Source organism: Streptomyces corynorhini (genome assembly GCF_003346515.1).
Lineage (GTDB): Bacteria > Actinomycetota > Actinomycetes > Streptomycetales > Streptomycetaceae > Streptomyces > Streptomyces corynorhini.
Window position 1 is genome coordinate 1 of record NZ_QQNA01000133.1, and the last position, 10,363, is coordinate 10,363.

At 69.7% G+C, this 10,363-nt stretch carries 9 protein-coding genes; 7 read left to right on the forward strand and 2 right to left on the reverse strand.

Going from position 1 to position 10,363, the window contains the following annotated elements; translation table 11 throughout:
• Positions 1-1,861, reverse strand: a 1,861-nt coding sequence (locus DVH02_RS17795) for an ABC transporter ATP-binding protein (RefSeq protein ID WP_147286076.1), incomplete at its 3' end; no start/stop codon positions are given.
• Entirely contained in the window at positions 1,858-3,621 is a 1,764-nt protein-coding gene (locus tag DVH02_RS17800; protein WP_114624802.1) for an ABC transporter transmembrane domain-containing protein, read from the reverse strand. The genes DVH02_RS17800 and DVH02_RS17795, both read right to left, overlap by 4 nt.
• 593 nt (positions 3,622-4,214) lie before the next feature.
• Between DVH02_RS17800 and DVH02_RS17805 the strand changes: the two genes are divergently transcribed.
• From DVH02_RS17805 to DVH02_RS17835, 7 genes are all read left to right on the forward strand, one after another.
• Complete coding sequence (locus tag DVH02_RS17805; RefSeq protein ID WP_114624803.1) at positions 4,215-5,363, forward strand: ATP-binding protein; 1,149 nt, start codon at positions 4,215-4,217, stop codon at positions 5,361-5,363.
• Positions 5,360-5,770 (forward strand): roadblock/LC7 domain-containing protein, encoded by a 411-nt coding sequence (locus tag DVH02_RS17810; RefSeq protein WP_114624804.1) that lies wholly within the window; start codon positions 5,360-5,362, stop codon positions 5,768-5,770. The genes DVH02_RS17805 and DVH02_RS17810 overlap by 4 nt, the downstream gene beginning before the upstream one ends.
• Positions 5,767-6,147: a DUF742 domain-containing protein gene (locus DVH02_RS17815; RefSeq protein WP_114624805.1), complete on the forward strand. Its 381-nt coding sequence runs from the start codon at positions 5,767-5,769 to the stop codon at positions 6,145-6,147. Before DVH02_RS17810 ends, DVH02_RS17815 begins: the two co-directional genes overlap by 4 nt.
• Positions 6,122-6,712, forward strand: coding sequence for a GTP-binding protein (locus DVH02_RS17820; RefSeq protein ID WP_114624806.1), 591 nt, complete (start codon positions 6,122-6,124; stop codon positions 6,710-6,712). Before DVH02_RS17815 ends, DVH02_RS17820 begins: the two co-directional genes overlap by 26 nt.
• A gap of 13 nt (positions 6,713-6,725) precedes the next feature.
• Complete coding sequence (locus tag DVH02_RS17825) at positions 6,726-8,093, forward strand: cytochrome P450 (protein ID WP_114624807.1); 1,368 nt, start codon at positions 6,726-6,728, stop codon at positions 8,091-8,093.
• A 100-nt stretch (positions 8,094-8,193) separates the two neighbouring features.
• Complete coding sequence (locus DVH02_RS17830; RefSeq protein ID WP_114624808.1) at positions 8,194-9,447, forward strand: cytochrome P450; 1,254 nt, start codon at positions 8,194-8,196, stop codon at positions 9,445-9,447.
• Positions 9,448-9,522: 75 nt separating this feature from the next.
• Entirely contained in the window at positions 9,523-10,284 is a 762-nt protein-coding gene (locus DVH02_RS17835; protein ID WP_114624809.1) for an enoyl-CoA hydratase/isomerase family protein, read from the forward strand.
• The last annotated feature ends 79 nt before the right edge of the window (positions 10,285-10,363 follow it).

The window sequence follows — 10,363 nt, forward strand, 5'->3', positions numbered from 1 at the left end:
CGGCCGGAGCGGGGGCCGGGACCGGGGCGGGGTCGCCGTGCCAGGAGCGCCAGAGGCGGGCGTACGCGCCGCCCCGTGCCACCAGCGCGTCATGGGTCCCCAGCTCCGTCAGCAGGCCGTCGTCCATCACCGCCACCCGGTCGGCGTCCCGCGCGGTGTGCAGCCGGTGGGCGATGGCGATGACGGTGCGGTCGGCGAGCACGGCGGCCAGCGCGCGTTCCGCGTGGCGGGCGGTGGCCGGGTCCAGCAGGGCGGTCGCCTCGTCGAGTACGAGGGTGTGCGGATCGGCCAGGACCACTCGGGCCAGGGCCAGTTGCTGGGCCTGCGCACCGTCGAGCGCGAACTCGGCCGCGCCCAGCCCGGTGTCGAGGCCGTTCGGCAGCTCGTCGACCCACCCCGCGCCCACCGCGTCGAGCGCGGCACGCAGCTCGCCGTCGGTGGCTCCGGGCGCGGCGATGAGCAGGTTGTCGCGGACGGTGTCGATGAACACGTGGTGTTCCTGGGTGACCAGGACCACCTGGCGGCGCAGTTGCTCGGGCGCGAGGGCGGCGATCTCCACCCCGCCGACCGTCACCGCGCCCTCGCGCGGGCGGTCGATGCCCGCGAGGAGCCTGCCGAGGGTGGACTTGCCCGCGCCGGACGCGCCGACGACGGCCAGCCGTTCACCGGGCCGTACCGTCAGGTCGACGCCGCGCAGCACATCGCGTCCGCCGTCGTAGGCGTAGCGCGCGCCGGTGACCTCGATCCGGCCGTCGGCCGGGGCGGGTCCGGCCGGCCGGTCCTCGGCCGCCTCGCCGCTGCCGACGCCCTCGACGCGCGCGTACGACGCGCCGGTGCTCTGGAGCTGCTCCATGTACTGCAGGATCTCGTCCATCGGCTGGCCCAGTTGCCGCATGTAGAGCGCGCAGGTGACCACCGTGCCGAGGTTCACCGCCCCGTGGTCGTGCAGCAGGCTCCCGGCCACCAGGACCACGATCACCGGCACGACGTACGACACGTCCACGGCCGGGAAGAGGACGCTGCGCAGGAACAGGGTGCGGTTGCGGGTGCGCCGGCACTCCTCGACGGCCTCCTCGCCCGCGGCGAGGCGGCGCTCCTGGAGGCCGAACGCCTCGACCGTGCGGGCCCCGGACGCCGTCGCGGAGAGGACCTCGGCGAGTACGGAGTTGGCGTCGCCCTCCGCCAGATAGGCGGTGCGGGCGCGGCGCAGGTACCAGCGGGCGGCGAACCAGATGCCCGCCAGGCCGAGCAGGCCCCCGACGCCGAGCGGCGGCGCGAGGAAGAAGACCGCGCCGAGGATGAACAGCGCTTCGATGCCCGAGATGAACACCGCGGGCCCGACGTCCCGCAGGGTGGTGGCGATCACGGCCACGTCGGTGGTGCCGCGGGTGGTCAGATCGCCCGCGCCGGCCCGCTCCACGGCCGCGGTGGGCAGGGCGAGCGCCCGGTCGACGAGCTGTTCCCTGACCCGCGCCGAGGCGCGTTCGCCGACGCGGTACGCGAGGAGCCGGCTGTGGCGCGCGAGGAGGAACTGGACGAGCACGCAGACCAGGATGGTGAGCGCGTACCGGTCGATGTCCGCGCCCCCGCCACCGGCCCGGACGGTGTTGACGATGCGGCCGAGCAGCCAGGGGCCGACCAGTCCGGCCGCCGCGGCGAGCGCGCTGAGCAGGGCGGCGGCGGCGAGCGCGCGGCTGTCGAGCCGTACCAGCTCCAGGGCGGCGCGGCGCACCCGGCGCCGGTCGGCCACCGGAAGGCGGGGGGATCCGGCCGGATCCGCCGACGCCTGGTCCCCCGGCGCCTGGTCCGCCGGTGCCGGATCCGCCGGTGCCTGGTCCGCAGGTGTCCGGACCGCTGTCATCGCGCCGCCTCCTCGTGGGACTGCCGCTCGTCGTGGGGGTGTTGCCCGTCGTCCGCCGCCCCGCGGGCCACGAGGGCGCGGTACGCGCTCTGCCGGGCCAGCAGTTCCTGGTGGGTGCCGACCGCCACCGTCCGTCCGTCGACCAGGAAGCAGACCCGGTCGGCCTGTTCCAGCAGCAGCGGCGAGGTGCTGGTGACGACGGTGGTACGCCCGGCGCGCGCGGTGCGCAGCCGGGCCGCGAGCGCCGCCTCGGTGTGGGCGTCGACCGCCGAGGTGGGTTCGAGCGCGATGAGGACCTCGGGGTCCGCCAGGAGCGCCCGGACCATCCGTACGCGCTGGCGCTGACCGCCGGAGAGATTGCGGCCCTGGGCCAGCACCGGGGAGTCGAGTCCGTCGCGCAGCCCCAGGACGATGTCCTGGGCCGCCGCCGCGTGGACCGCTCCGGCGATGGCGTCCGGGTCGCGGTCGGCCCGGCCCGCCACGACCGCGCGCAGGGACCCGGCGAAGAGGTCGGCCTCGTTGTCGGCGACGAGGACGCGGTCGCGGAGGACCGGCAGGGCGATCCCGTCGAGGCGTACCCCGCCCCAGGTCGCGTCCGACGCGGTGAACCGGCCGAGCCGGTCGGCGATCTCGGCGGCGTCCGCCGGGCGGGCGCAGGCCAGCGCGGTGAACAGACCGGGCGCCACCTCGACACCGGAGGCGGGGTCGCGCAGCACTCCCCCGGCCCCGGCCCCGGCCGCCGTGCCCACGACGCCTTCCGCGTCGGTGAGTTCGGGCTCCAGGTCGAGGAAGCGCAGCACCCGGCGCGTACAGACCAGGCCGCGGCTCACGTCGTACCCGCCCTCGATGAAGAACCAGATGGGGACGGTCAGCACGGCGACATAGCCGTACACGGCGACCAGTTCGCCCACCGAGATGGTGCCCTGCGCGGCCAGCCGGGCGGCCAGCCAGGTCACGGCGGCGAGGAAGAGCGCGGGCAGACCGAGCGCCAGGGCGTCGATCCAGCTGCTCACCGCGCCGACCCGGTATCCCTCCGCCCGCACGTCGGCCGAATCGCGGCGGTAGCGCGCCGCGTAGACGTCCTTGCCGCCGAGCCCGCTGAGCACCCGCAGCCCGCCGGCGATGTCCACGAAGCGGCCGGCGAGGGCGCCCTGCCGCTCGCGGTAGACCGTCTCGACGCGCTGCAACCGGTTGAGCAGCGGGCCCACCACCGCCACCAGCAGCGGCACCCCCAGCAGGACGACGGCCGCGAGGACCAGCGAGACGGACAGCAGCAGGACGGCCACGACGGTGTATCCGAGCACCCCGCCGACGCCCGGGCCCACGACGGTCAGAGCCTTGCTGATCGCCTTGACGTCGGCGATGCCGATGGTCACGACCTCGCCCGCGGTGATCCGGCGCGGCACCGTGGCGCCGAGCCGGGTCGCCTGCCGGATCACCACCCGCACCGTACGGAAGGTGGCGTCCATCCTGATCCTGGTCATGGTCCGGTGGCGCATGATGCCGATCCACGCGTTCAGCGCCCCGACGGCGAACAGCGCGCCGGTCCAGCCGAGGAGCGCCGTCCGGTCGCCGGGCTCCAGTCCGTCGTCGATCGCGCGCGAGAGAAGATACGGCGGAACGGTCAGACCGACCATCCAGGCGCTGCCCCACATCGCCCCGGCCGCCGCCCGGCCGCGCTGACTCCTCACCAGCCACCACAAGTAGCGCAAGGGACCACGTCGGTCGGGAACGCCTGGATTCGTGTACGAGTCACCCATTCTTCGCACTGTAACGACCCGACCCATGGCGGGTCGACGGAAATTCGTCTCCCCGCGGGTCGGTGGAAAGTGCGCTTGACAGTGGTTGCCGGGACGCCACATCCGCACCGGCTCCGCACGACCTCATCACGACCTCATCACGACTGTGCCGGTGGCACGTGCCTTCCGGCATGGCCGAGGGGATGATTCGCCCGAAAAATAGGCAACGCCCCCGGACCCGAGCGGCACCAGAGGGGCCCGCAACGCTCACCAACCACCCCAAAACGTAAGCACCGCTGAATAGCCGTCAGATGCCTGAAAAGGAACAGATCGACCCACGGTCCGATCAGCCCGTGGTGATAAGATCGCCACGCTTGCCAAGTGGTGCCAAACCCGCTATGGCATAACCAGGAAAGTCAGCGCATCGGCCCAGAATCCGCCACCCCGGGGAGAACTATGCCATCAGCCGGGCCTTTCGAGGCTGTCCGGCCAGGCGAGTATGCGCGGCCGATCCCACATACCTGTGGCCGCGAGATGCCTGTAACTGGGGGCGTACTCGACAACACCCGCCAGACATTCAGTAACCGGTGGCCCAGTCGCCCGAAGAGAGCCTTATGACGCAATACCTCCAGGATCCAGCGCTTTGGGGTCTGATCGCTGGTACTCCTGTCGCCGCAACCGCGATTATTCGCGGCAGGAAGAAGATCGCCGAGCTACGCACAGAGAAAGAGGAGCTGAAGACTCACTACGCGAACCTCGAAAATCATTACGCCGAGGCCGTCGAAGAGGCGAAGGACCGGGCCGAGGAAGCGACGAAGACCGCTCTGAAGTCCGCCATGCGTACGCTTCAGGGGCTCGCCAGTGAGCAGCAGTTGGCGATCACGAAGTTGCAGGACAAGTACGGAGAACTCCAGATTCTCCAGGACCTCCTCGACATCGACCACATGAACTCGCAGTTCGCCCGGCGCGCCCAGTCCATCGCCGTGCTCTGCGACGGCTGGCTCGGCCGGCAGCGCGCCGCGGCGTCCCTCTACGACGTGGTGCGGAGCGCGAAGGGCAGAATCCGCCACTTCACCCGTGTGGAGATCCGGGCCCAGAGTAATTTCGCGATCGTCAGCCGCGCCGTCGAACCGGTCGCGCTGACCCTGGCCGAACTGCTGGACAACGCGACCAGTTACTCCGCCCCGGAAACGATCATCGAGATCAATATCCGACCCGTTCCCAAGGGCGTCTGCATCATCGTCGACGACGCCGGTGTCGGTATGAACGAGGAGGAGAAAAGCCGGGCCGCGAAGCTCCTTTCGAGCGAGCGCTCCCCCGGCGTCTCGGGCCTGGGCAACCCGCCGCAGTTCGGGTTCACCGTGATCGGTGTCCTCGCCGCCAGGTACGGCTTCACCGTCTCCGTGGATTCCACTTCCCCCTACGGCGGTGTGCGAGCGGTCGTGCTGCTCCCGGAGGAACTCCTGACGACCATGCCGGCGCCAGAGCCCGAGCCCCAGCACGAGCCCAAGGAGTTCCCCGCCGTGGCGGCGTCCTCCCCGATGCCGCCCGCGGAGAACCCGGTGGCTCCCTCAACCACCTTCGGCGGTCTGCCCAAACGCCGGCGCAGAGGCGCGATATCGATCGTTCCCGCCGCCGACTCACCGGACGTTCCGGTTCGCTCCAGCGAACAGGCCGCATCCGTCATGGGCGCGTTCCAGCGCGGGACGCAGTCCGGCCGCCGTTCCACCAACGCAAGCAGCGAAGGGCATGAGACTCAGTGAATTACGACCTGTCATGGATGCTTGACAGTGCCCTGGAAGTGCCCGAGGCGCAGCACGCGATTCTGGTGTCCGCCGACGGCCTCCTGATGGCGCGCTCGAAGGATGTCGGCAAGGACCAGGCCGACACCGTCGCCGCCGCCATGAGCGGAATACAGTCGCTGAGCCGGACGGTGGTCGACTTCTGCGGCGTACCGGGAACCCAGCGCCGCCAGTGGCGTCAGACCCTGGTGGAATTCGACCACGGCTGGGTCTTCCTCATCTCCGCCGGCGAAGGCGCCTATCTCGCCGTTTCCGCGACGCCCGACGTCGACATGGCCGAGATCACCTTCCGTATGCAGCAGCTTGTCGGCCAGCTCGGAAAAGCCCTGACCAGCCCCCCTCGCGAGATTGCTGACACCAAGGCATGACGACACCGGACGAACCGGATCAGGAACAGGCCGCCACCCCATTAGTTCCTGCGTATGTCATCACGAACGGACGCAGCCTGCTCGACGACGACGAGTTCTCGCTGATCACCCTGGTGACAACGGCGCAGGACTCCCCTTCGACACAGCATCTGGACCCGGAGAAAAGACGCCTTCTGGAGCTGTGCTCCGGGGGCCATCTCTCGGTCGCCGAAATCGCCGGGCACACGCAGTTCCCGGTGGGCGTCGTCAAGATTCTGCTGTCCGATCTCACCCAGGCGGGGTACCTCATCACGCGGGCCCCGATCCCTGCCGCGAAGCTTGTCGACCGGAACATATTGGAGGAGGTGCTGCATGGCCTTCAAGCCCGCTTTGGATGACGGCGTCTATCTGCGCGAATCGGTGCAGACCGCGGCGAAGATCCTGGTGGTCGGTCATTTCGCCGTCGGAAAGACCACATTCATCGGAACGATGTCCGAGATTCCGCCGCTGCGCACCGAAGAGGTCATGACGCAGGCGGGCGAGGGAATCGACGACCTCAAGGGCACGCCCGGCAAGACCACGACGACGGTGGCGATGGACTTCGGCCGGCTCACCCTCAGCGAGCGGCTGGTCCTCTACCTCTTCGGCACACCGGGACAGCAGCGCTTCGTACAGGTCTGGGAGGACATGTCCCGGGGCGCGCTCGGGGCGCTGGTCCTGGTGGATCCGGAGCGCCTTGAGGAGTCCTTCCCGGTGATGGACCTGGTCGAGCACTACGGCATCCCGTACGCCATCGCCGTGAACCGGTTCGACGACCGCCCGAATCACGAGGACGCGGAGATCCGGGAGGCGCTCGACCTGCTGCCCGAGACGCCTCTCGTCAACTGCGACGCGCGTGACCAGCGTTCCTCGGCGAACGCCCTGATCACGCTCGTGCGCTACCTCCAGTCACGCCTCACCTAGGAGCCCGGCCCCTATGCAATCCCCCTCGGACTTCCCCGCCCCACCCCCGGGCTGCCCGGCGCACGACAGCGGCAAGAGCGTCCCCCTGTACACCCCCGAGTTCGCCGCCGATCCGAACGCCGTCTACGAGTACCTGCGGCAGTTCGGCCCCGCCGCCCCCGTCGAGCTGTCGCCCGGCGTGGAAGCCTCGCTCGTCACGGACTACGCGGCGGCGCTGCACGTCCTGCAGAACCCGGAGACCTTCGTCCGGGACGCGCGGCGCTGGCGCGCGCTCAACGCGGGCGAGGTGCCGCTGGACAGCGCGATCGTGCCCATGATGCTGTACCGGCCGAACTCGCTCTACTCCGACGGCGCCGAGCACATGAGGCACCGTCAGGCGGTCACGGAGACGTTCGCCAAGATCGACACGCACCGGTTGAGCCGGCATGTCGACCGGGTCTCGGACTACCTCATCAACCAGTTCAACGGCCGGGGCCGGGTGGACCTGGTCGCCGACTACGCCCAACTGGTGCCGCTGCTGGTCTTCAACGAGCTGTTCGGCTGCCCCGCCGAACTGGGCGACCAGCTGGTCTACAGCATCTCCTGCCTCATGGACGGCGTCGAGGCGGACAAGGCCATGGAGTTGCTGACAGAGACGCTGATGGAACTGGTCGCCCTGAAGCGCGCCCAGCCCGGCGACGACGTGACCTCCTGGCTGATGCGGCATCCGAGCCGGCTGACGGACGAGGAGCTGATCTCCGAGATCATGACCCTCATCGGAGGCGGCGCCGAGCCCACCCAGAACCTCATCGGCAACGCGCTGCGGCTGCTGCTCTCCGACGAGAAGTACGCGGGGGACCAGCACGGCGCGAGCCTGCTGGTCGAGGACGCCATCAACGACGTGCTCTGGAACAACCCGCCCATAGCCAACTGGGCCGGCCACTACCCGGTGTACGACGTGGACCTCTCGGGCACCAAACTGAACGCCGGGGACCCCGTGCTCATCAGTTTCGCCGCCGCCAACAGCGATCCGAGCCTCTCCACGAGCCGTCAGACGCTCAGCAAGCGCGCCCATCTGGCCTGGGGCGCGGGCCCGCACGCGTGCCCCGCCAAGGACCCCGCGCTGCTGATCTCCGTCCTGACGATCGAGAAGCTGCTCAACAGGCTGCCGGACATCGAGCTGAGCGTTCCGGCCTCCTCGCTGAGCTGGCGGCCGGGCCCGCTGCACCGCGCGCTCACCGCGCTCCCCGCCCGGTTCACCCCGGTACGAAAGGAAAATCCGGCGGCCTCGCATTTCCCGTCCGATGTCCGTTCCGCGCCGAAGACACCGGTGACCGAACAGCAGCGGCGCCCCCAAAAGGGGACTTTCTGGAGTGGATTCCTCTCCTGGTGGAAGGGGTGACATCCGCTACATGACGTGGACGGTCGCGGCCGCATGGGCGTTCCGCCCGAGGGGTAGTCAGGGTTGGAACCTTACGTGATCCTTTGAGAGAAAGATTCTCGTGGAACCCACCCTGACCACCCCTGCCGTCGACCGCCGCACCGTGGCATCGCTTTTCTCTCGGCTACGCACCAGGAAAGGTCAGTCGAATCCCCGGCCCCTCTACTCGGAGCTGCGGAATCTCGGCGATATAGTCCCCTCCCCCTGGGGCGGACACCTCGTCACCTCGTACGCTCTCTGCGACGAGGTCATGAGGAGCAGAACGTGGAAAGTGCCGGATACCCAGTGGCGGACCAGCCAGGGCAACGCGGCCCGCTGGAACACACCCGCTTCACTGCAAACGGCGAAATCACTTCCCATGCTCAATCCGCCGCACCATACGAGAGTGCGGCGTTCGGCGGGCAACATGTTCGACCGAAACAAACTGGCAGAAATAGAAGAATCGATCGCGAGGAATGTCGAGAAGGTCCTCGACCTTTTCGAGAGCAAGCTGCTCGAAGGTGCGGCCGATTTCAATTCCCTGGTCGCCGACGAGCTGCCCGTCAGGTCGATCGGGGAATGGCTGGGCCTTCCTTCCTCCGATTATTCCTTGCTGAGGTCACTGACCAACGATCAGACCCTCAGCCAGGAATTCTTCCCGTCCCCCAGCCAGCTGGCACGGGCGGACGCGGCGGCCCGCGGCCTCCAGGAGTACTTCACCGCGCTGGTGCGCGAACGCCGCGAGACCCCGGGGGACGATCCGGTCTCCTCGTGGATCGCGACCTGGGACACGCTGGAACCGGACCGGGAGAGGGCCGACGCCGAGGCCCACTCCATGGCGGTCTTCGTGATCGTCGCCGCGCTGGAGACCACAGAGCACCTGCTGTCCAGCATGGTCCGGCTGCTGCTGGAGCACCCCGGGCAGCTGGAGCGGCTGCGCGCCCACCCCGAGTACATCCCGTACGTGGTCGACGAGACCCTGCGCTACGACCCGGCGATACACGCGATCAGCCGGACCGCCCCGCGGGACACCGTGCTGGGGGACACCCTGGTGCGCGAGGGCGAGATGGTGCAGCTGATGGTCGGGGCCGCCCAGCACGATCCGCGGCAGTACCCCGACCCCGAGAACTTCGATGTCGGCCGCAAGCCGCCCCATTTCGGCTTCGGCAGCGGAATTCACTACTGCCTCGGTGCGCCACTGGCCCGGCTGGAAGGGAAACTGCTGCTGACCTCGATGCTCAAGCGGATTCCCCGGATCCGAATAAGCGAACCGCCCGCGTGGGAACCCCGGGTGTCGTTCCGGCGGCTCAACCGCCTCATGGTGGCGGCCGGCTGAGCGGACTCCCACCGAAGGGACGCATCGTTTCATCACGCCCTGCCTCCAGAAACCGTCCGTCAGGAATCAAGAAATATGATTGATGATCTCAAGTACCTGTCCGTCGAGCACGACGACGCGGTGGTGAGAGTACGGCTGAACAGCCCCGAGACCGGCAACGCCCTGTCCGGTGTGCTCCTCGACGAACTCCTCGCCGTCCTCGGCGCGCTGGACGACCACCCCACGCTCCGGGTGCTGATCCTTTCCGGCGAGGGCGCGGACTTCTGCCTGGGCGGTGACCTCGCCGAATTCTCCGCGCTGCACTCCCCCGAGACCGGGAACGCGGGCATGCGCGCGCTCGCCAACAAGGCGCGCCGGATGTGCGACCTGCTGGCGAACACCGGGCTCGTCACCCTCGCGCGGCTGCACGGCGGCGTGGTCGGGGCGGGGCTGGGGCTCGCGGTCTTCTGCGACCTGCGGGTCGGAGCGGACGACAGCCAGTACCGGCTGCCGGAGCTGAGGGTCGGTGTTCCGCCGGCCTGGGGCGGGATCACGGCGCGGATGCTGTACGAGACGGGGGCGGCCAGGAGCCGGGAACTGCTCCTCACCTCCGAGAGGTTCGACGCGGCCAAGGCCGCGGAGCTGGCCATCCTGCACAGAGTCGTGCCGGAGGACCAGCTCGACGCCGTGGTCGACCGCTGGACGGAGCCGCTGCTCAAGCGCTCCCCTTCGGCCCTGCGCACCACGAAGGCCATGCTGAACGCCTACGCCGGGGCCCACCGCCTCGCCGACGCCCCGCTGTTCGACGCCGAGCTGATGACCGCCGCCGTCGCGGCCCAGGCGGCCCGCGCCCGCTGATCCGCGCCCCCGTTCCGTGCCGTCGCCGATGACGTCGGGGCCGGGACCGGGGGGCGGCCGGGGCGTACGGACGGCCGGG